The following is a 21,884-nucleotide window of genomic DNA, read 5'->3' on the forward strand; positions in this document are numbered from 1 at the left end:
TTCTCCAATTAATTTTTGCAAGTTATCCAGCATACTATTAAAAGACTTCACAATGCTCCCCTTTATTAAGGCCCCAAAATCCTAGTATAGATAATATGATACAAGAGACACTTGCTATAACTACCATTACGTTTAGTGTTGTGCCAATTTTACTGTTTTTTAAAAACGACAATTAAATTCATTCAATATTTATATAACAATTAAGTAATTTATTGTATAAAAATAAAAGATATTTAATTATTTATATACGATAAAAACCCTATACTTACATTTAAATAATAAAAAATAAATAAAGAGCGTGTTGGTATATATTTAGATCAACGCGCTCTTACATATATTTAAACCCTATATCAATTTCTTATTCCATTCATTTAACTCATAAATACTTTTATATCCGGCTATCATGCCAGAAGTTTATTGGAAAATGATTGTTCTCACCATAAGCTTCAAATTCATACCCTTTTTCTCTTAATCCTTTTATAATTGCTGGAACTGCCGCAACAGATTGTGGATGAATATCGTGCATTAAAACAATTTCCTTTGAAGACGTCGCACCTGCTAAGACATTTTGAACAATTTTTGCGGCCGCTACATCCACAGGTAGTTTATTATATTTCCAATCTAGAGAGTCAATTGTCCAATCCCATACTTTTAAATTATTTCTGACTACTTCATTTCGAAGTGATTCATTTAATCCAGGCATTGATCCATATGGTGGGCGTGTTAATTTCGGGGAGTTTCCAATAACATTTCTAATTAAAGATTGATCCTCTTTCATTTCCTTCACATATTCCTGATTGGTGTATAAATTTTTAAAATCATGTGTCATACTATGCATACCCACATAATGGTTCTCTACATGCTCTCGTTTCACTAAATCTGGGAACCTTTTCACATTATCGCCAATTAAAAAGAATGTTGCTTTCACATCATTTTTCTTTAATACATCTAATAGGTTAGCTGTATATTTTCCTGGTCCATCATCAAAAGTTAAATATGCAACTTTTCTTTCTTTACCATCAAAACGATTAGGTATTGGTTTTTTTAATTCATTTTTAGGTAGACTGCTCACTTGTTGAACACTGTTTCCCTCTTCCGCATTTACCAGCTTAGGATTTGTAATAGATTGAAACATGTAATACCCTATTGCTACTAATGTAATAGCTAACAATACACTTATAATTCTTTTTTTCTTAAGCTTAATTTTCATATTATAATCTTCTTTCTATCAAATCATTCCACTTTATGTCGTTTAGTTTTACTATCCTATTAGCTTATTAAGTTTTTTAACTTAACCAATCTCAATTTTGGACTAATCATTTTAATAATCTATATAGGTGAAAATTAGTGCCCTGCACTAACGTTCATGGCATTTCCTATAATAGTTAGAACTACTGGAAATAATACTGGTCCTAAGGTAAGGACAATGTTTAAAAGTATAATAAAACTATATAGTAAGCTGTAATTTTTACTATTACCGTTTTCGAATACTAGGATGACTAATGTTATTACAGTAATTAAATGTAGTAATAAAATTATCAGCCAATAATACATCATTATAGTAAGATTCCACTTTCCTAATAGTTGGTATGTTACCCCTATTATTATCCCTAATATAGTAACATTAAAGGAAATAAACAAAGTTCTTTTTAGTATTTTAGGAAATGTTTTGTGATCCACAGTTTTATTATATAAACCGATTAAAATGCCCAAAGATAGATATGCTAGTAATAGCCCTACCCAATTCCAGATCCAATCTTGATCCCCCATTAAATTAAACAAAAGCGAAAGGATCCCTCCTACTGCAAAAATCGAGGAGATCATAATACTATTTAAAGCTGATTTCATACTTTTTTCACTTCCTTAAAAATTTTACAATACAGCATTGAAGTCTACTCTTAAGTTGTCCTTTACTTATTAGAATCCTTTTCATTAAAAATCTTGTATGGGAATCCCATCATATAATCCGGTCATCATACCTATTAGCATATACGAAGAATGGATAGCCCAGCAAAAATTACATGTACATGATCCCATACCATAATTTTTAAACTAAACGAAGCTCCACCAAATCCTACTCCACATGGTAGATATACAAATAGAGGATGCGATCCATCAACTTTTATTTGTATATCAATTATTCAGACGAGTAGCAACTACTGCATTACCTTAAAATACATGCTTTGATTTTTCATCGTTAATAAAATAGCACATTTGATTCTTATTAACTTATGTTCCTCCTTCTTCTACTGCTTTACTATAACCAGCTGTATATTCAAAAATAGTAGCCCCTTTATTTCTAAGTAAATCTTTTTCCCACTTTTTCGCAGCTGCTGCCATATGTACATACGATATTTTAAAATTAATCATAATTTATTATAATTAAGTATATATTAACAATATATTAAGTATAAGTAAATAAAATTAATAATAATTTAATTTCATTTACTTATTTAAAGGGGATTACATATATGAACAATACTAATGTTGGTCAAAAAATTATGGCATTTAGAAAAGGTGCCGGATTAACCAGTAAACGTTTAGCAGAGTTAGCTGATATAACACCTTCCATGTTAAGTCAAATTGAGAAAGGAATCACAAATCCATCATTACAAACACTAAAATTAATTTCTGTAGCATTAAATATTCCATTGTTTAATTTTTTCTTAGAGGATACCAGTACAGAAGAATTAGTTGTAAGAGCTAACCAAAGAAAAAAAATAACTTTTCCTGAAAGCGGCAATGTTTCGTATGAGCTATTATCTCCTAATTTAGATGGATCACTAGAATTGGCTTTAATGAATCTGTTACCTCAAACTGCTTCATCTATGGAGCCTGTGGCACATAAAGGGGAAGAAATAGCATTTATTATGGAAGGACAAGTAAAACTATATCTAAATGATGAGGTTTTACTTCTCAATACAGGTGATAGTGTTAAAATCCCACCTTATGCAAAGCATAAATGGGAAAACACTTCTTTAAACAAGGTCACTGTTATATTTGGAGTAACTCCACCATCTTTTTAATTTCAAATACTAGCGAAGAAAAGTTAGAGAAAATAATCCTCTAACTTTTCTTGTATACATAACTTTATTTTAAGAAAGTAAAAAAATTGTCTCTCAATTATATGAGATTATAATCTAATCGATTAAAAGTAGTGAAATAGATCTTTTTAATTACATACTTAATTTACTTTTTAATGTCCAGTATTTTTCTCCATTCGCTTCAAAAGAGAATTCTACCCATCCATTTGGATCTTCACGATAAATAAAGATGGTTGTTCCAGAAGTTACTGTACCAACTTTATTCTCCTCGACAGCTACATCTGGTCTACTTTTAATTTTTAAATTAAATGGATAAGGTACCTGATAGTAAGTAGCTGATGATACAACATTTGAGCTTGAACCGTCTGCATACATTTTATATGGAATTTCATTAGATAATGCGTCGACATCTAATGTTTCAGGATTCTTTGGTAATTTTTTTGCATATGTATAGTCTTCTACACGAAACGGTTTAATACGTTCCATAATACCCGCAATTTTCTTAGCCCAACCTTTATCTGATGCATATTTCACGTTCATGCCAGTTAATGTTGGCCCGTTATAATACATACCACTTTCTTCTAAATATCTTTCTCGTACATAATTAGCGTTATAAGCAATGCTATCGCCGTAGCTTGGTAAATATTTCGCATATTTAAACGGATCTCCATCATATGCACGTAGACCGAATAGATTATGTTTTTGATATGCGATTTCTGATTTTCCGTATCCAGATTCTAAAATCGCATGCGCTGCTAAATAATGAGCACTCACGCCATATTGATTTTGCGCATTGATAAAATCTTGCCCATGTCCAACTAAAGGACTATCCGAATGATATTTCGCAATAAAACTATCAATCTCTTGAGCTGTAATTTTCGAAGCCACTGTTAAATTTAAATCTTCATATGAAGTAGCAGTAATAATCTCTTTTTCATCGTTTGAATTTTGTTGTAACATATCTGTTTTTGCAGTAAGTTGAGCAGCTTCAGCACGTGTTATAAATCTATTTGGTTGCCAACCGTTCTCAGTACCATTAGAAATTTTTAAATCTATTAAAATATTGGCATATTTTTCTCCCCAATGCCCTTTTAAATCTTCAAATCTAACCTGCTCGTTATAATTTGGTGTGTTTTGTAGTTTATATGCATTTACTAGCATCGTAGCCATAGCAGCGCGAGTTACTTTTCCGGATGGATTGAAGATTCCATTACCTTCACCTTTAACAATACCAGCTCTTTCAGCAGCAGCAATATAAGGAGTAGCCCAGTGGTTTTGTGAATCTGTAAAAGATGGTTTTGCATTAGGATCAATTTGTATCCCTAAAACTTTTGACATAATTTTTGTAGCCGAAGCTCTGTCTAATGAGTCATTTGAACCAAAAGTTCCATCTGGATAACCATTCAATACCTGTTTATCAACTAAATAATTAACAGATTTATCAGCCCATACAGGAACATCAGGGAATTTATGAGTATCTGCTAAAATATTAGAAGAATAGGATAATATAGATCCTGCAAGGATACCTGTTGCAATTAATTTGTGCTTCATTAAAATAAACACCTCTACCATTGTATTTATCAAATTGGGATTTTCTATTTTTATATTTACATGTTTGTAATAATAAAATCGTATTATCACACATTCAATTTGATGTAACGAGTATAGTTACTTATATACGCAAGTGTCAATGAATGTCTTTTACAAAAATGTATAACATTTACATAATTTTAAATTTTACATGATCTTATAATTGACTTATGTATAAATTTTGTAAAGGACCTTTTGATAGATTACTTATTAGCTTACCTGAAGAAATCTCTTTAGTTGTTAATTTGCCAACCTTTCTTGTTTACTATGAATCAATTAAAAAAAGAAGTTTTTTGTTTAAGAGCTACTTTAAAATCTTAAGTTGATGGATGTGTGAACGTACCGCTACTAAAATTCTTGCTTTTAAATCATTATTACTGTATTATGTTTACGTAGCAATATAAGGATTATAGTATGTAAAAAGGAATCAAATCTACAAGTAATATTTAAATCCTTTTCCAAGTCAAAAAGACTTTGCCAAAATCTAATATAATTTATACTTGTCTTTTTAATATGTATCTAGTAAAAACATATTTTTTATCAATAGAATTCTGTTTTCAATATAAATTCAAACTTTTAAATAGAAGTTTATTTAATTTCAATGATAGGAATTATTGTTCTAAACAAGGAACCATACAAAGTGATCTGAAAAACCTGATAGATATTGTATGTAGTTTGCTCATCTCGAGGTACTACAATAAAAGAGCCTTACCTCTCTAGGTAAGACTCTACTAGTTTCGTTGTATAATATTTACATGATAACTAAGAAGCAGAAAACATATAACACCAAATAACAGCACCCTATTACTCCTCCTACAGCTAATACCTGTTTAACCCAACTCTTAAATTTTTGATTACTGTAAATCGCTTGCACTCTTTCCATATTTCCTCCTATTAAGGAGAACCCTTAAAGACTCTCACCTCGCTATAGTACCATTAAAAAATGAATGATAGAGATCTAATGTATAAATATGCAATATTGCATACGAAAATGTATTGTAATAATTGTAAGCGCTTACTATAATGAATTTATAAAGATTTATCATATCTTAATACGAAAAAAGAGGAGAGAATAATATGGAAATCACAATGGCAGTTTTAAAATTTATAGGTGGAGCAATCCCATTAATTCAAGAACTTCTAAAAGCATTTATGTAAATTCACTATTCAGCAATTATTTACAAAAATTATCATACAAATGATCTGTCTATCAAAAATGAATTGATTTACAGATCATTTGCGTGATCAAGGTCCCTTTAACATGACTAAGGGGACTTTTTTAAAATTTCCAAATAATTAAGGTTACGTCACATCACCATCAAGTTAGCAAAATAAAATGAAACTTTAACTTGATGGTACTGGGGTAACAGTTGTGATTTAGAGATAAGATCAGATTATACAAAGATTACCCACTGATATGTGGAAGATAAAGAGATAAAGAATACACTTGCGAAATTTAAACGATTGAATTAAAAAACTTGATATTAGTGCGGTTAACAGAATATGAAAATTACTTAAAAATCGTGATATTAGCTAAAAAACACCAAGCCCCCCCTCCCCTTCAGGGCCATCTTGGTATTTTTTACGTTCACATACAAATTATTATTTATATTGTTGCATGGGTTTCCTTTTAAATTATATACGTCTACTTTACCATCGATAAGCAATGACTCATGTCTCCCATTTAATCGTACTGATTATGTTTTAAAAACCATCTTGGCTAAAATGATAAAGTAATCTAGCAACTTAACCACGTATAATACTATCACCGAAACCATATATACGATTTCTATAACCTGCTACGATATTTTTCTCTTTTATGCTTTATATGACCAAATGATGATCAGTAAGAACATCTTTAAAAGTTGTATCTGCCCGTAACATTTGTTGCTGCAAGTACTGAACCTGTTAAAATCACTACTTTCATTTTCATGCTATTTTCCCCTTCTTATCCTAATTATTTTTCATTATTAATAATAAAAACATTAATTTCTCCCAGAATGCTATAGACTTACTAAAAAACTCTTCTTGCCTATAGAAGAGTTTTTACTATGATGTGACTCATACATCAAGGGTACTGTTAATTTTATATGGAAAATAAAAAGACTCCATTTTGAAAAAAGGTTAATCAAAATGGGGTTTTTTATTATAAATCTAAATTTATATATATCCTTCTACCTAAAACATCGTATTATCATTAACTGCTTCACTTGGAATCTCTTGAATTACATCCCAGTGTTCGACAATCTTTCCATCCTTGATACGAAATATATCAACTATAGCAACTCCCTTATCTTGAGAATTAGTACGAGAATGTACATGAAGAGCAACTGTATCCCCTTCAGCTAATTCTTTTTTTCAAAAAACATTTAAATTCTACCCTAACGCTTGCAGAATTCTAGCATCCATTACTTTTCTTCTTGTTCTTAAATTTGTCATTGTCCTTAGTAAATTAATCCCAAAACTTATCATAAACTAACGCTCACTTTTCAATATAAGTAGACATGAGTATACTTATATTGAATTCCTTCAAACTTAATAAGTCCAATATTTTCTCAAAAAAATAGCAATGTAAGCTACCTCCTTTTCTACCATAGTACTAAGACACCTCTTATACGATATATTCAATAGCAAACATTTAAGCATCAAAAAATCACTTAGCGAAATTTGTACTATCTTAGCTATATTTTGTCGCATTACAAAGGGTGGGTAACTGCCATATCCTGAATATTCTGTATATTGATGAAAAAAACTCATTGTTAAATTTAATGTATCTAATTCCTGTTATTATCAGAATAAGCCTTTACATAGAAAAGGGGGATATTATGACTGTTCAAGAGAAGAGTAATGAGCAATTGATGGGATTATTACACGAATGGTATGAAGAAATTCGTTTATATCATGTAAAAGAAGCAAAACAAACATACCTAAAAGTAAAAGAAAGTTTAAAAGGACTAAAAGCAGATCACTATGTATCATTCTATTATTCCCTACTGAATTTTAGATATATGGTCTTGGTAGATGCAATGAGTATTACAAAAGATTCTTTTAATCAAATAGAAAAACTCTCTACTATCAAAGATGATTTTTTATTTTTAGCTTACTATTATCATTTCTTTAAGGCAATTCATTCTACAATTTTAGCAAATTATACTGAAGCAAAAACACACTATGAAAAGGCGGAAGAACTTTTAATTGATATACCTGACGCAGTAGAAAAAGCCGAGTTTGAGTATAGATTTTCAACTTACTGTTATCAATCTTATCAACCATTTGAAGCAATTCAACATGTAGTAAAGGCAAAAAAAGTATACCAGAATCATGTAGGCTATGAAATTAATGTTGCCTTATGCGACAATGTATACGGTTTAGCTTGTATAGATCTAAGAGAGTTTGAAAGAGCTGAAGAATGTCTCAATACGGTTATTGATGTTTTTAAAAAGTATAATGAAGAACAATTATTATTAAGAGTACGTCATAATTTGGGCTGGTTATATAATATTCAAGATTTATTTCCATTGGCGATCAGACAGAGTTCTGAAATTATAAATACCCTACCGAATCATTTTAAAGCATTATTTGTCTTAGCAAGAGCATATTATAATTTAGAAGGCATTGAAACAGCAAAATCATATATCGAGCAAGGAATGAAGTATACAAATGAATCAGGAAATGAGGAATATAAGCATCGTTTCGCAGTTTTAAATGAACTAATCACAGAACTACCTAGAATTAAACTAGAAAAAGTAGTTACTGATGCTATTTCTTATTTTGAAAAAGAGGAAATGTGGGATTGTGTAAAAGAATATGCAGGGATTTTAGCAATCCAATTTTATGAGGCAGATAATCATGTTAAGGCAAGCAAATATTTCTATATTAGTAATAATGCTGATAAGAAATATTTGAGAAAAGGAGCGTTAAAATAATGAAAAAGATTAAGAAAATTGTATTAAATATGGTAGTAGTAAGTGCATTAGCATGTAGCATAATTAGTTTAAATGTATCACAACACTCTTCGTTTAATGGTGGAGATACGCCAGCACCAACAAAACTGATTGTCTCTGGTGGAGTATCTATTGATTAACCTAATACATTTCCTTTATTAAAATCCAGAAAATTCAACTTATTACCTTTTACAAACCGTTGAATGAAAATGGATAAAATCTCGAACCTCTAATCCGAAACATATTTGTTTCGGATTATTCACATTATCTTTTTATATCCTCCCCTTCAAGCCCAGGAACTCCGTATTTACTAGGTAATGAACTCTATTAAACAATTATTAAATCTCTTTTCATCCAAGTTAAAGTAACTGTAAAGTTCATTTCATTCCTGCCACATTCTTATAAATATATGCCTTTACAACAACTATTGATTATTTTTTATTTCATTAATTCTATAATTTCTTTAATACACTTACCATTATCCATTGTTATATCTAATTTCTAATTAAAACCCTTCTTTGTAAGTTTATACCTATATATCGTGTTAAATTGTGTATGGCAAGATAAAACAAGCTGTTAAATTTAAATTATTGTTAGGTAGTTTCTACAGTATGATATTATCACACAATTAGTTATACATATAAAAAAGGTTTCCTGCCTTGTAACAGAAAACCTTTTATGTATTATTAATCTACAAACCTAAAATTTCAACAATCTGACGTGCCTTAGCATTATCTATATAATAATGCATCTCTAACCCTCTTCTTTCTGAACGGAGTACGGTTCCCCTTAATTTTGATAGATGTTGTGAAACAGTAGATTGGGGGATTCTTAATATTTCCGTTAACTGTGTAACATTACACATTTTATGGTGCATTAATTCATTTACAATTTGTAATCGAACAGGATGTGCCATTACTTTTAATACATCTACATCGTCTTCGTGGATTTCAGCTAGATTTTTTTCAGATATTAATGTTATCATTTCGCATTCTCCTTTATTATTAATTTCTATTTTCCTTTTATTCTTATAACTAATACTTATAGCTGATTACCATTTGTCCTGTTGAGAAAATATATTCTCTTTTTAAAACAAAAAGGACACTAATTCATTAAAACGTTTTTACTGCTTTAATGAATTGGTGCCCTCTAATTTTTTGAACCAAATATATCTTATTTTAAAGGATATTTTCGATTCTTTTTTCTCACATCTAGTAAAAATTTTGTATTTTCTTTAAAATCCATATAAAGAATATTCTTCAAATTCTGAAATTATAAATTTGCGACAAACTTATGCTTTCTATCACATTCCATACCAATCAAGATAGTTAACACTATTAATGTAGTACTAACTATCTTAATTAAATATTACTAATAGTAAGTCTAAATATTATCAATTCACTTTATATTACATATATGTAAAAATAATAACATGATAAGCTTTTTCAAATTTTTCTCCTTGTAAAGATTTGAAAATAGCATTTCATTACTCTCCTTACTGTTAATATGCCTAGAAAAAGAACCCCATAGGGTTCTTTTTCTGTTCATTCCCTAAAGTCCCATATTAATAAAAAAAGAAGAGGGATATATCCTCTCTTCACCAATAAAATCGAACATCTTTACACTTAAGGAAGGGCATACATTCATCAAGAGATGAAATGAACAATAATAGTTCACCTAGTGAATTATAACATAAACCCAATTCCATTAATAGATAATATTAACATTTATGGAATAATTGTTACAAAATTGTTAAATATCTTAATATTAAAAGGCTTTATATGTATGTAAATTGAAAGTGGATAGTGTAAGGATAAAATATAAGGGGGATATATCATGTTTAACAAAAAACAAACATTCGTAACAACGGTAACAGCTTTAACACTAGGATGTGGATTTACATTCGGATTAACACCGGCCTTTGCAGATTTTAACAAGATTTCCGCCAACAATATTCCTGTTCATTCTATTCAGAACCAAGAACAAGAACCTTTTACTGGATATGTCATTTCAGTAGAGAACAATTATTTAGTAGTTGCAGCTACGTCTACAAAAGATGAAGCTCTTGCTTATCAACATGATTGGTGGAATCTAGTTTCTCAAAATAAGATTTTAAGAGTTCCTGTTTCAGATAGTGAAAACTACACATTAGGTGAGAAATTAAATGTATATGCAGCTGCATGGACTAAATCCCTACCACCAATAGCTGTTATGCCCACAATTGAAAAAGTATTTCATTAAATTATATTTAAAATTAAGAAGGGCATCATTCTAATTAGAATGATGCCCTTTATCTCACCAACTTTTTTCTCTTATTAATCAAGCTGTCTAGTGATAAATAAGAAATGGTTACAGTAAGAAAATCCCATAGCCTTTGTTTAATAACTGATTTACCTTTTAGAAAAAGCTCTTCTCATTATTCAAATAGATCTTTAAGATTCCATAAAAGATCATTTCAAAGAGCATTATATAAAAATTGAGCATACTGTTCACGAGTTGCTGTCATAAATGGAGCAAATTCCCCTATCTCTACTCCTGCTAAAATATAATTAGAGTAAACTACACTAATTTCTTCTTCTACCCAAAAGTTAGCAGGTATACCTTTAAATTAATGCGGAGCTTTCACACTGTAGGGAAAAGCATTTTTAATTATTTGTTCCATCTCCGCGCGTGTAAACGTACCTTTTGTCCTAAGATTTCCTTTTTTGTCTCCTTTAAAAATCCCTAACTCTGTCACCGTCAAAATTTCTTTTAAAAACATTGTTGAGTTTTCATTAATATCATGATAAAGATTAGCAAATGACGACTTCCCTTGAATATGTAGTATCTGATCATCTTTCACATACCCCTTCAAATGCGCTCGATAAAGTAGTGCATCTACTTGTTCACAGGTACATTATCTCCCAAACCAAATATACCATCTCCGTATCCTACAATAACATTTCCCTCATTAGATAAATTATATATTGCATAAATGACCAATAATCCATTGGCACCTCATCAAACAGAATTCGTTTCGCTTTTACTTCAGCAAAACCTGTACTAGTTAATAGTCTCCCTATAATCGTATTGCCCTTAACACTTTTTCACTCTTGTTATTCTGTATATTATAATTTTATATAAAATCGCAAAAAAATATACACATATTTCATAATTAATGTTAATATAACGATATATAGATTTTATTATTAGTAATTTATAACAGGAGATGAAAAGATGAAAGGACTTGAATTTTCAACCAGCCTATTATTCTTTTGGATAAAAGGCAGAGTAGACGTTGATAATAGGTTTGTAAAAACCAACTTATCAAACACATTATTTGGTTTTGTTCCTGCTGGTAAAGACCAACAAAACATTCCTCTAAAAAATATTTCTGGAGCAATGTTATCTACCAAGTATTTCTTTAAACCAATGATTTTAGGAATACTAATTTTCTTATTTGGATTAGGTACTTTAAGTGATAGTTTTATTGGTGGATTAATTTTACTACTATTAGGTATTGGAATTGCGGGTAGCGGTATCCAGACAATATTAAGAATTGAAAAAGCAGGAACACCTTATTATATTAGTGTCCCATTCTTTGAAAAAGAAAAAATGCAATTATTAAATGATATTATACAAAATGCTTTAGCAGACGACACAGACAAAACAGATTTAAATTTATTCTTCGATAAAAAATCACAATAAATATTATTATAGTTAAAATAAAACCTTATAATATAATTATATTATAAGGTTTTTTAAGTTAATCTAGCACAAGTTATTCTCAATAAAATTCTACTTTTACCTTCTCTTCTTGTAAAATTTATATGAATTCCCATCCCATCGCGCCTTTTACAAAATAATTTTTTATTTCTCAACATAAAATGATTAGAATTAAATTCCTAATCATAGTACCTACAGTTGTCAATTATCCTCCCTTTTTGAAAGGTCCTATCTTTAATGACAATTCCATTCAAATTTTCCTACCCTAAAATATCCTCTCTATTTCGTTTTCTTTTTAACCCCAATAGTATATATCCTCTTTTAATCTATTATATTCAAGTTACATGCCTCAATTTAGAGATGTTAAATTAACAAATATCTACTAAATGTCTATTAAAAACTCATATTACAATCGTTATCCAGAACCCAAAATACAAACAGATAAAGTACTCTTATTTCCTATTAGTGGCTATATCAGCGTAATTGTCTCTTGTCAGAAGATCCTATAATATTATGTACAACGAAATTAATTTTTCACTAATAAATTGGTGGGTGATATAAGTAAATCCACCTAACGCATCATCAGCAATCTACGTATTAACGGATTTATTCTAAGTAGATTAAAATGAGAGATTGATATCAAATTTACAAAAGGAAAAGAGAACGTTTAATTTGATTAATGTTATAAAACATATAAAGGAGGTTAAAACGTGGTACTCTCAAGACAAGATTCCTGGACGAACGATAACGATTTACTTCTCGCATCCACAGTACTCCAGAATATTCGTAACGGTGGAACACAGTTAACTGCATTCAAGGAAGTAGCAAAGCTACTAAATCGGACACCTGCAGCTTGTGGATTTCGCTGGAATTCATACGTGAGAAAACAATACCAAGAGGAAATACAACAAGCAAAACAAAATCGAGAAGTGGGAAACAATATTTCTCCCTCTCAACAAAAAAAGAAACATACTCTTTATCTATGACATTAGATGATATTATTCTCTTTCTACAAAATTATAAAAAAACATATGAATTTACAAACTTACAAAGTCAAATAAAAACTTTAGAGACAGAAAATCATTCCCTTCTACAACGTGTAACTATGTACGAAGAAGAGTATCGTATGTTACTTAATCATATTGATAAGACAAGAAGTCTAGTTGAAATTAATTAAATAAAGTAGCAAATTACTTTTATACACTTAAGTCGTCACCTAAAAAACTCACTATATATAAATTAAGTTTAAACACTAATAAATAAAGTGCACGTTTACTCTTAATAAACGTGCACTTTATTTAATCCTTAAAACATAAAATTTAATTTTCAACTCATTAACAATATTAAAATTAAGATGTTTGTTTTATAGGTATTTGTTTACTTCTATTCTCAATAAGTCTATCTAATAGTAAGTAAACAAATCCAGAAATAATACAACCCACACCTAAGATTGTAAATAACATATGTCCTAAAAGCTGATCCAGTAATACACCGCCTAGAAGAGGTCCAAATACATTACCTGTAATCCATTGCAGATTAGCCGCCCCCATATAAGTCCCCCTCAAATGTTCTGGAGCTATATTAGCGACGAATGTCATTTGGACAGGTGACATAATCATTTCCCCTACTGTATAAACTGTATAAGCTATTAATAATGAGCCTAGAATAATTAAATCATTTGCGTCTATTACTTGAAACCACTTTGGTAACCATCCTATTGCTAAAAGGCCAACGCCAAAAAGAATAGCACCATATAGCATTGATTTACCAATTGGTTTGTGAGTTAACCACTTTGAAATAGGAAATTGGAAACATACAACCAATAAGCCATTTAAAGTCATTAAATATGGAAATGGATTACTATTTCCAAAAATCATTGTATTCTCATTACTAAAATGAAGTGGTAACATACCTTCCGATTGTGAGAATCCCATAAATATAATGATTCCCGTCACTATATAGAATAGAAATATTCTATCTCTTATAACAACTCTTAACGTAAATCTTATTGACTGTTTATGTGTTTCCTCATGTATCATTATATTTTTAGGCTTTGTTTCCTTTAGAAACAATAACATTAATATTGTATAAAACAGCATGGTTCCAGAAGTAATCAAAAATATGACATCTTTTGATACAACCACAACTGCTGCACCAATTATAGGGCCTATCGCAGCTCCTATATTATGAGCCATTCTAAGTAATCCATATGCCTCAGTTCTTTTTTCAGGTTCTGTTACATCGGTAACCATTGCAGATGCCGCTGGTTCAAAGAAAGAATTACATAGCCCTAAACCAATAGATAAAATGGCATACCCTATAAAACTATCAATAAACAAAAAAACAAGCATTAGTAGCCCATTACTGGCCATAGAGAGTACCATAGTTGGTTTCCGTCCATAAGTATCCGCTATATGCCCTCCAATTAATGAACCAAAACTCGCCGCAATTGGGGATAAAGCTATAACTATACCTACCTCAAGTAGAGAATCCACTTTATCCTTTAAATATAATGCAAAAAATGGCATTAACATCATCATTGCAATACCATTTAAGGCTTCTCCGATAAAGCGGATCCAGACATTAAGATCCATCCCCTTTAATTCTTTCCATGTACTCCTCATATAGTTACCTCGCCTATGCTCAAAGTATATTTTTATCCCAACAAAAGTTTTACTATATTATTATTAAAATTAAAAATTTTCGGGGGTTGCGGCCCCCCCCCCCCCCCGAAAAAACCTATCTTTTGATAAAGTAATATAAACTTGTCCCTATAATTTCTAGTGCCTCCTGCATACGTTGAGGAGAAATATTTTCTAAAACGGTATCTTGAGGTGTATGGAATACCTTTTCAACATGATAAATTAGGGGATTCCAACTCTCTACATCCATCCAAATAAATAGTGCTGAGGAAATTCCAGCTTCGTAAAATGGTACATGATCACTAGAATCAAACTTTCCAGTTAATACAACCGATTTCCCTAATGCTTTACTAGTAGCTACTGCAGTATTTGTTACTTCATTTTGAGAGCCATCTAGTGTCATTGCATATAAGTCCTTAGCCTGTTGGTAACTTGTCGCTATCATATCTGCATTAAAAACCCCTAGAATATGTTTCTTATCTGTTGTAGATAACTGATTAACATAATGGTAAGCACCTAAGGATTCATTTTCTTCTGCTCCAAACGCTATGAATTGAATTTCTTTATTAATCTCTATATCTTTAAAATTGTATGCTAACTCTAATAAAAGTCCTACGCCAGAAGCATTGTCATTTGCTCCAGGTGCTCCGATAACACTATCATAATGAGCACTCATTATTGCTACATCCTCATTATCTGTCTTGTATTTGGGCTTTTTTTTCGCAATAACATTTAATGAACTCAAATTCATTTCGTGTTTTGCCTTTAAACTAACTATATTTTTATTATGCACTATTTTATCTTTCATTCTAATTCCCTGATTATAAGCAAGCCCAAATACAGGTATTGATTGTTTCTTTTTTAGAACTGGGTTAAAGGCTTCTCCATAGTTGCCTCTATCCCCAATCGTACTATATAACAATACAGCTTTTGCTCCCTTTTCTGCTGCATACTCAACTTGTTCATTATATTTCTTATACGTATCAGCTTGTTCCAGTAATACTATTTTCCCATGAATTGGCTCAGGTGAATTTTTAATATCGTTCTCTTTTCCTATAGAAACTACCGGCCCTACGACAGGATCTTTAGGTATAGATGCATTAGATGCTGCTCCAACTTGCCATTCTTTTTCTCCATACACACTAAAAGAGATACTCCCAATATATTGATCTGGTACAGGAAAGGCCTGATACTCAACTTCATACCCTAATTTTTTTAATGTATCTCCAATGTATGTAGCTGCTTTATGTTCTTCCTTAGTCCCACTTGGACGTGGACCAATTTTCTCAGACAGAAAACGTGTATGTTCAATAGCTCGACTAGCACGAACCTTATCTGACATGAGAGAACTTTGGTCGTTCTTAGTCATAGCATGTACTAGTATTACATCCTCAGATAAATTACTAAAAAGGAAAAGCAACAAAATCCCAAAAGTTACAATAAGCTTCTTTATAAGAGTTAGTTTTTTCATTTGTCCTCCCTATGATTAAAAAAGATTAATAGTAAAACCTTCCCTCCTAACACACTTACTTAGAAGAAAAGGTTCATTAAAATAATCTCTAACTCAAGTTACATGTAAAAATAAATAAACCGATAGTGCCTTTTATATCTCCAAATAATTCATTTTTGTTTGCATACCAGTAATATTTTTATGAAACCAATTAAGAGTCTCCCATGACCTCTTTCTATTCGTATAATCAGTTTCCTGAACCTCAAATACAATTCCTATGTTTTTATCCAAAGTATTGTTCTTCACTTTTAATAAAGTTTCATGTAATAAACTTTCATCAATAGATCCATTAGCCGGATTCTCTCCCTCATAGCAACGTATCTCACTATAAGGAATCGTTAAATGCTTAAAAGAACTAAAATGAAAATGTTTAATATAATCCATTAAGCTTAAATACTTATGAAAATCCTTATATTCAATTTCTTCTTGCCTTAATAATTTAGAAATACCTAAACGTGTAAGATAGGTTATAGACCAATGACATATATCCCATGTTATTCCAACGTTAGATAACTCCAGATTAACCAAATCAGTAAAATCTTCGGGATATATAAATATAGGATCAAAATCATCGCCCAAGTTTCCAATAATGGGTAGGTTTTCAACGCCAATCCATATATCAGTCCCTTTTATTTCCTCATCTAGCATATTAAAGAACTCTATAATCCTTTTTCTATTATCTAGAAGATTATAGTTTTGAAATTCCGCGACATTCATGAATTGATTAGCATGCACTGTTATACCTGATGCATTATACTTTATAGCAAGGTTAATAAATTCATATAGTTGCTTTTTAATAAATTCATCATTGAGATAGTCTGCATTATCAGTAGGAAAATGCAGCGTTAACAAGGATGGATTAAGGGTTTGAACAAAAGACAGGACCTCAGAAAACCTTTTTGTATATGAGTTATCAAATAAAGATGTCCCATCAAAAATATTTGCTTCTAATCCATAGCCTTTTTCAACCCATTTTAAGTCAATCTGTTTACTATCTAAACCAAAGAACGGGACCTGTGGTATTAACATATTCTCTTCACCTACCATGTCCCCCTTACTAACATAAATGCCTCAGCCGCTTGGTATCCAGATTTGGCACCCCATACAAATGCGTTATGTCTCATTGCTTCTATAGAGCGTGGATGAGGAAATTCCCTTAACTCAGATTCATAATGTCTCATCGCACTTAATTTCTCCTCCAAATGATCTTCAATATTCACAAAATAATTAGGAAGAAACTTATCTTTTTCATTATAATTCCACTCTGTAGAAGATAAAGTTTCATATGCAAATACCCATTTGATATTAGTATCTGGCAGAGGGCGTGTCGCTGTCATTACTGCTCTGTAAACAACAGTATGATCAATATTTATATCTCCACCATATTGAGTATAAATAATTGTAGGATTTATTTTTTTAATGTGATTTTCAATCTCTTTCACTACATCAAGTAAGGGTAATGTATCAAGACGATTATCAGGGAAATCTAGTCTTGCAAAACTTTTTACACCAAGTGTAGTACATGCCCCCTCTGTTTCTTTATAAGATAAGTTCTTAACCTCTAAATCTAGCTCTTTATATTCTTTAGCTCTAGAAGATTTTCCCTCTGCAAGTATTACAACATGTACATCATCACCTTGTTTCACATGTTTCGCTATTGTTCCACCAACACCAATTATTTCATCATCCGGATGAGCGGCAAATACAAGTACATTCATAAAATTTTAGACTCCTTTAATTAATTTTTCTGTTTCCTTTGGTCCACAATTTAGTAAAATATCTAAAATAGATAAATGTGGTATAAATTCCCCAAATAATTGCTTGTAGGAATAATCCCTTATTCTTTGGTAGATAATTTCTATATTTTCATTCTCAAAATCATTTTCGTCTAAATAATCTTGCCCTAAACTTCCAGAATAATAAGTACTGGCATTAAATTTCTGACACAACTCTAATACAAAATCACTTTTCTTACCTGTAATCCCCTCTAAATCTGATACATAATATAGTTCCGTATCAATGTTTAATTCACGGATAATAAAATGAATAAAATTCATGTTCATATCATTTAAATTAATCCAATCTTCTGAATAAAAATTTTCTAAATAATCCTTATATACATTAAAGTAAGGTGCATTAGAATAATTAATTCTTATTGCTTTCCAATGCTTCCGTTCCCAATCTTGAGTATTGTCTATCTTTAACTTATTAAATGGAATTTCTTTATAATTCTTCATTTGTATTGGAACAGTTAACCAAGACGCTCCTTGTGAAGTTTTAATACGATTCCTATTTAAAAAACCTTTTTTTCAAATTGTGCTATATCATGAAATACAAACACATCTGATTTATGAATTTTTTCAAAAAAACCATACCAAGGTAAATAACTTGGTTGGTGGCCACTAATAATCATAGTTTAAATCCTTTCTTTTAAACAAAAACATTTTTTCAAAGCTGCCCCCCAGTATATCTTAGGTCTAGCAATCCCTTTATTATGTGAATATCCTAAATCCGCATACTTTAATTTATTATGAATTGCTAATTCAAACGCATCATTTAGTAGTAAATATGAAGATTGTGAATTTTTCCCTTCGGTATTGTTAATGTTAATCCAATAATATAAAACCTTTTTATCCATTATAAAAATGCTGGAACTAATTAATTCTTCTTCTAAGAATGCCCCTAAGAAAAGGATTTTTTCTTGCAAATTAAGAACTAAATGATAAAAAAACTCTCTACTAAATGAATAACTCGCTCCTATACTTGTATTATGTTCTTGATATAATTGGTAAAACTCATCTAATTCCGCTACAGTTATAGGACGAACTTCAACATTCTGTTTACGTGCATACCTAACACTTGTCCTAGCTTTTCCAGAACACGATGTCCATAAATCCTCAAACCTATTTGGTAGATCTAACATATAAGTTTCTTTATAATCCCACTTTTCTTTACTATAACTTTGAAAAGGATTTATCGTTATAGGTAATAAAAGCTTTTGAATTTTATTTTCAAACTTCTTATTTATTATGGATTCATAAACTGAAAAATCTATTTTATCTTGGCCAATTATTATTGGACCTCCATAACCAATTAAACTTCCCAAAAGCCTACCATCCTGTACATACATAGGAGTTAAAACTACTGTATCTCGTGTTTCTATTAGTACTGGGAAAAATTGAACACCAGGTAATAATTCCATTAACTTTCCCCATTCGTAACTATGAAATACAGAACCATTGTATTCTTCCATACAGGCATCCCAATATTGGGCGTCAGTACATATTTCGATTTCCATATAATCACCTTTTAATTCTTATTCTCTAAATATTTCAGAATTTGACTACATATATACTTAAGGTCCTTATTCACTAAAGGATATTTAAAAGGTATTGATAATACCCTTGGCCATAAATAATCTATATTTTCTGACTCAGTTGCGTACTTCGAAAAAATAGGGATCTCACTCAGGGGTAAGTAATTCCAACAAGTTTGTATACCTTTTTCCGCTAAATGTACAGAACACTCATATCTATCAGATGATTCTTTGAATATAATGGTAAAATAGTTTAAATAAACATTCTGAGCTGAAAATATAATCTTAACGCCATACTTTTCTTCAATTTCCTGCAGCATTGTATAACACAGACTAGCGTTGCATATATTTATTTCTAAAATCTTCTTTGTTTTCTGTAGGTGTTTATCAATTAACAATGAACGTACTATAGACATTCTTTTTGGATTTATAACTTCCGTTTTCTCCGGTAAAGAATCTAATTTACTATTATTATAGGAGGGCAGAATCTCTAATTCCCTCCAATAATTAGTAAATAAACTCAGTACTCTACTCTTTTTTATTTTTATAGCCAATTGTGTTTTTAAATGATTCTTATAATCTAAAATTACTTCTTCCTTCTTTTCTTCACCCATGTCACATAATTCACTTATTGTACGATTAAGAAGTAACGCTCCTCCCCCAATACTTGGGATCGGTTTAGTTCCCCCAAAACTTAAAATACCAATGTCGCCTAAACTACCAACTGGCTTTCCATTTTGATAAGAAAACATTGCTTGTGCAGCATCATCGATGATATAAATATTATTTTCTCTAGCCCAGTCAATAATTTCTAAATCGTCATGACATCCATACAAGTGCGTAAGAATAATTGCCTTTGTATTAGCATTCCAATGTTTTTTTATTTTATTAAGAGAAATTGAATGATTAGTGTTTAAATCAATTAATACAGGTTTTGCTCCCACCGTTAATATTGCTTCTATTACATTAGGACAATTAAAGTTTGATAGAATTACTTCATCTCCCTTTGCCACTTTTAAGTACTATAAACCAACTACTAATGCAGATGTACCGCTATTAGTTAATACAATTTCTGCATCCGGATAAAGAGCTTGAAGACTTTTTTTAAGTTTAGAATCATTAGGTCTATATACACTTTTCAAAAAAAATACATGATCAGATATACTCCAAGGAGAAGAATATATGGGATACTTAATTTTCTTTGGATTCTTAGGATATAGATACTGTGTTTCCATACTTCTCCCCTATTATTATCTCTAGTCCTTTATCTAATGAAATAATTGGTTGATAGTTTAAAAATAATTTAGCTTTCTCTATTGAAGGGATTCTTCTAAAGATTTCAATGCTAGAATTTCGGACTCCCTCTTCACCTAAATCAAGAAATTTAATTTTACTTTTATTGCCCATTAATTCATTAATTTTTATTGCTAGTTCTTCCATAGATATAGGTTTGTTATTGCCAATATTAAAATCTGCAAAGTTTTCTCCTTCATATTCAAAGGCTAGTATAGTTCCGTTAACAATATCACTTATATAACTAAAACATCTAATTTGCTGTCCATCTCCATAAATAGTAATATCTTCACCACTATGAGCTTGTTTTAAAAACTTAGAAATTACAAAGTTATCATTTTGTTGTGAACCGTATACATTAAAATAACGAACCACTCTAATTTTCAAACTATTACTAGCGTATTCTTTCAAATAATCTTCGGACATTAATTTAGCTTTTCCATAAGCTGATTTTGGAATTTTAATATCATTTTCTTTAAACGGAACACTCACTCCATCCCCATATACCTCCGAACTGGAAGAAAACAATAATTTTTCTATGCCATTTTCGTTACAAACCTGTACAATATTTTTCGTGCCTTCAAAGTTCACCCTCACTACATCTTCTTCATTTAAACGGCAATTATCAACACCCACTAATGCAGCTAAATGGATTACCCCATCGACATCAATAAGATTTTCTCTTAATGTTGCAATATCTAAAATATCAATTTCTTTAAAAGGAACATCAATACTTGGTTTAAATTTATCAAATATAACTACTTCATACCCCCTTGCTAGTAACTCCTTTGTAACATGCTTACCAATAAATCCGCTGCCACCAATAACCCCAATTTTCAT

At 30.5% G+C, this 21,884-nt stretch carries 17 protein-coding genes and 5 pseudogenes; 7 read left to right on the forward strand and 15 right to left on the reverse strand.

The features are described from left to right. Positions 1-388: 388 nt before the first annotated feature. The 3 genes from MR167_RS06705 to MR167_RS06715 form a co-directional block, all read right to left on the reverse strand. A complete protein-coding gene (locus MR167_RS06705) occupies positions 389-1,210 on the reverse strand; it encodes a peptidoglycan-N-acetylglucosamine deacetylase (protein ID WP_000694595.1) in 822 nt (273 codons plus the stop codon). 134 nt (positions 1,211-1,344) lie between these two features. Then, a complete protein-coding gene (locus tag MR167_RS06710) occupies positions 1,345-1,848 on the reverse strand; it encodes a DUF3902 family protein (protein ID WP_000833540.1) in 504 nt (167 codons plus the stop codon). Between the two features lie 381 nt (positions 1,849-2,229). Then, a complete protein-coding gene (locus tag MR167_RS06715; protein WP_003260087.1) occupies positions 2,230-2,370 on the reverse strand; it encodes a hypothetical protein in 141 nt (46 codons plus the stop codon). A gap of 101 nt (positions 2,371-2,471) precedes the next feature. On the opposite strand from MR167_RS06715, the gene MR167_RS06720 reads away from it, so the two are divergent. Next, on the forward strand, positions 2,472-3,026 hold the full coding sequence (locus MR167_RS06720) for a helix-turn-helix domain-containing protein (protein WP_242314230.1): 555 nt from the start codon (positions 2,472-2,474) through the stop codon (positions 3,024-3,026). 150 nt (positions 3,027-3,176) lie between these two features. Here the strand turns inward: MR167_RS06720 and MR167_RS06725 are convergent, their stop codons facing one another. After that, positions 3,177-4,595 (reverse strand): S-layer homology domain-containing protein, encoded by a 1,419-nt coding sequence (locus MR167_RS06725; RefSeq protein ID WP_242314232.1) that lies wholly within the window; start codon positions 4,593-4,595, stop codon positions 3,177-3,179. A gap of 1,010 nt (positions 4,596-5,605) precedes the next feature. Between MR167_RS06725 and MR167_RS06730 the strand changes: the two are divergent. Then, a pseudogene (locus MR167_RS06730) lies at positions 5,606-5,792 on the forward strand (hypothetical protein). Between the two features lie 1,020 nt (positions 5,793-6,812). On the opposite strand, the pseudogene MR167_RS06735 reads toward MR167_RS06730, so the two are convergent. Beyond that, positions 6,813-6,992 (reverse strand): annotated as a pseudogene (locus MR167_RS06735) (nuclear transport factor 2 family protein); the annotation flags it as partial. A gap of 467 nt (positions 6,993-7,459) precedes the next feature. On the opposite strand from MR167_RS06735, the gene MR167_RS06740 reads away from it, so the two are divergent. Beyond that, entirely contained in the window at positions 7,460-8,560 is a 1,101-nt protein-coding gene (locus tag MR167_RS06740; protein ID WP_106082168.1) for a response regulator aspartate phosphatase, read from the forward strand. Next, entirely contained in the window at positions 8,560-8,718 is a 159-nt protein-coding gene (locus MR167_RS06745) for a Phr family secreted Rap phosphatase inhibitor (RefSeq protein ID WP_000721348.1), read from the forward strand. The genes MR167_RS06740 and MR167_RS06745 overlap by 1 nt, the downstream gene beginning before the upstream one ends. A gap of 551 nt (positions 8,719-9,269) precedes the next feature. Here MR167_RS06745 and MR167_RS06750 read toward each other — a convergent pair. Continuing rightward, positions 9,270-9,563: an ArsR/SmtB family transcription factor gene (locus MR167_RS06750; protein WP_000631350.1), complete on the reverse strand. Its 294-nt coding sequence runs from the start codon at positions 9,561-9,563 to the stop codon at positions 9,270-9,272. An 851-nt stretch (positions 9,564-10,414) separates the two neighbouring features. Between MR167_RS06750 and MR167_RS06755 the strand changes: the two genes are divergently transcribed. Continuing rightward, positions 10,415-10,819, forward strand: a complete 405-nt coding sequence (locus MR167_RS06755; RefSeq protein WP_000482311.1) for a DUF3221 domain-containing protein — start codon at positions 10,415-10,417, stop codon at positions 10,817-10,819. Positions 10,820-11,186: 367 nt separating this feature from the next. On the opposite strand, the gene MR167_RS06760 is transcribed toward MR167_RS06755, so the two are convergent. Then, positions 11,187-11,420, reverse strand: a complete 234-nt coding sequence (locus MR167_RS06760) for an S-layer homology domain-containing protein (protein ID WP_002162801.1) — start codon at positions 11,418-11,420, stop codon at positions 11,187-11,189. Positions 11,421-11,794: 374 nt separating this feature from the next. On the opposite strand from MR167_RS06760, the gene MR167_RS06765 reads away from it, so the two are divergent. Both MR167_RS06765 and MR167_RS06770 read left to right on the forward strand, forming a co-directional pair. After that, positions 11,795-12,265 carry a hypothetical protein gene (locus MR167_RS06765; RefSeq protein ID WP_000677076.1) on the forward strand — a complete coding sequence of 157 codons (471 nt, stop codon included), beginning with the start codon at positions 11,795-11,797 and terminating at the stop codon, positions 12,263-12,265. Positions 12,266-12,993: 728 nt separating this feature from the next. Further along, positions 12,994-13,460 (forward strand): annotated as a pseudogene (locus MR167_RS06770) (RsfA family transcriptional regulator). Positions 13,461-13,632: 172 nt separating this feature from the next. Here the strand turns inward: MR167_RS06770 and MR167_RS06775 are convergent. The 8 genes and pseudogenes from MR167_RS06775 to MR167_RS06815 form a co-directional block, all read right to left on the reverse strand. Further along, positions 13,633-14,907: an MDR family MFS transporter gene (locus tag MR167_RS06775; RefSeq protein WP_001258009.1), complete on the reverse strand. Its 1,275-nt coding sequence runs from the start codon at positions 14,905-14,907 to the stop codon at positions 13,633-13,635. A 115-nt stretch (positions 14,908-15,022) separates the two neighbouring features. Beyond that, positions 15,023-16,396 carry a M28 family metallopeptidase gene (locus tag MR167_RS06780; protein ID WP_242314234.1) on the reverse strand — a complete coding sequence of 458 codons (1,374 nt, stop codon included), beginning with the start codon at positions 16,394-16,396 and terminating at the stop codon, positions 15,023-15,025. Between the two features lie 132 nt (positions 16,397-16,528). Further along, the gene (locus MR167_RS06785) at positions 16,529-17,464 is read right to left on the reverse strand and encodes an apurinic/apyrimidinic endonuclease family protein (RefSeq protein WP_003281342.1); all 936 of its coding nucleotides are present in this window, start codon (positions 17,462-17,464) and stop codon (positions 16,529-16,531) included. An 11-nt stretch (positions 17,465-17,475) separates the two neighbouring features. Beyond that, on the reverse strand, positions 17,476-18,153 hold the full coding sequence (locus MR167_RS06790) for a PIG-L deacetylase family protein (RefSeq protein ID WP_001101895.1): 678 nt from the start codon (positions 18,151-18,153) through the stop codon (positions 17,476-17,478). A 6-nt stretch (positions 18,154-18,159) separates the two neighbouring features. Beyond that, a pseudogene (locus tag MR167_RS06795) lies at positions 18,160-18,848 on the reverse strand (WbqC family protein). A 3-nt stretch (positions 18,849-18,851) separates the two neighbouring features. Beyond that, complete coding sequence (locus tag MR167_RS06800; protein WP_000401946.1) at positions 18,852-19,733, reverse strand: GNAT family N-acetyltransferase; 882 nt, start codon at positions 19,731-19,733, stop codon at positions 18,852-18,854. Positions 19,734-19,744: 11 nt separating this feature from the next. Beyond that, positions 19,745-20,986: pseudogene (locus MR167_RS06805) on the reverse strand (aminotransferase class V-fold PLP-dependent enzyme). Beyond that, positions 20,961-21,884, reverse strand: a complete 924-nt coding sequence (locus MR167_RS06815; protein WP_000690425.1) for an NAD-dependent epimerase/dehydratase family protein — start codon at positions 21,882-21,884, stop codon at positions 20,961-20,963. The pseudogene MR167_RS06805 and the gene MR167_RS06815 overlap by 26 nt, the downstream one beginning before the upstream one ends.

The sequence above is a fragment of the Bacillus cereus group sp. BfR-BA-01355 genome (assembly GCF_022663675.1).
GTDB lineage: Bacteria > Bacillota > Bacilli > Bacillales > Bacillaceae_G > Bacillus_A > Bacillus_A thuringiensis_S.

Bases quoted from the DNA above. Each gene is read 5' to 3' on its own strand.
- MR167_RS06780 (WP_242314234.1), bottom strand. From the start codon at position 16,396: ATGAAAAAACTAACTCTTATAAAGAAGCTTATTGTAACTTTTGGGATT.
- MR167_RS06785 (WP_003281342.1), bottom strand. From the start codon at position 17,464: ATGTTAATACCACAGGTCCCGTTCTTTGGTTTAGATAGTAAACAGATT.
- MR167_RS06815 (WP_000690425.1), bottom strand. From the start codon at position 21,884: ATGAAAATTGGGGTTATTGGTGGCAGCGGATTTATTGGTAAGCATGTT.
- MR167_RS06720 (WP_242314230.1), top strand. From the start codon at position 2,472: ATGAACAATACTAATGTTGGTCAAAAAATTATGGCATTTAGAAAAGGT.
- MR167_RS06715 (WP_003260087.1), bottom strand. From the start codon at position 2,370: ATGATTAATTTTAAAATATCGTATGTACATATGGCAGCAGCTGCGAAA.
- MR167_RS06725 (WP_242314232.1), bottom strand. From the start codon at position 4,595: ATGAAGCACAAATTAATTGCAACAGGTATCCTTGCAGGATCTATATTA.
- MR167_RS06755 (WP_000482311.1), top strand. From the start codon at position 10,415: ATGTTTAACAAAAAACAAACATTCGTAACAACGGTAACAGCTTTAACA.
- MR167_RS06775 (WP_001258009.1), bottom strand. From the start codon at position 14,907: ATGAGGAGTACATGGAAAGAATTAAAGGGGATGGATCTTAATGTCTGG.
- MR167_RS06710 (WP_000833540.1), bottom strand. From the start codon at position 1,848: ATGAAATCAGCTTTAAATAGTATTATGATCTCCTCGATTTTTGCAGTA.
- MR167_RS06800 (WP_000401946.1), bottom strand. From the start codon at position 19,733: ATGGAAATCGAAATATGTACTGACGCCCAATATTGGGATGCCTGTATG.
- MR167_RS06790 (WP_001101895.1), bottom strand. From the start codon at position 18,153: ATGAATGTACTTGTATTTGCCGCTCATCCGGATGATGAAATAATTGGT.
- MR167_RS06750 (WP_000631350.1), bottom strand. From the start codon at position 9,563: ATGATAACATTAATATCTGAAAAAAATCTAGCTGAAATCCACGAAGAC.
- MR167_RS06740 (WP_106082168.1), top strand. From the start codon at position 7,460: ATGACTGTTCAAGAGAAGAGTAATGAGCAATTGATGGGATTATTACAC.
- MR167_RS06705 (WP_000694595.1), bottom strand. From the start codon at position 1,210: ATGAAAATTAAGCTTAAGAAAAAAAGAATTATAAGTGTATTGTTAGCT.
- MR167_RS06765 (WP_000677076.1), top strand. From the start codon at position 11,795: ATGAAAGGACTTGAATTTTCAACCAGCCTATTATTCTTTTGGATAAAA.
- MR167_RS06745 (WP_000721348.1), top strand. From the start codon at position 8,560: ATGAAAAAGATTAAGAAAATTGTATTAAATATGGTAGTAGTAAGTGCA.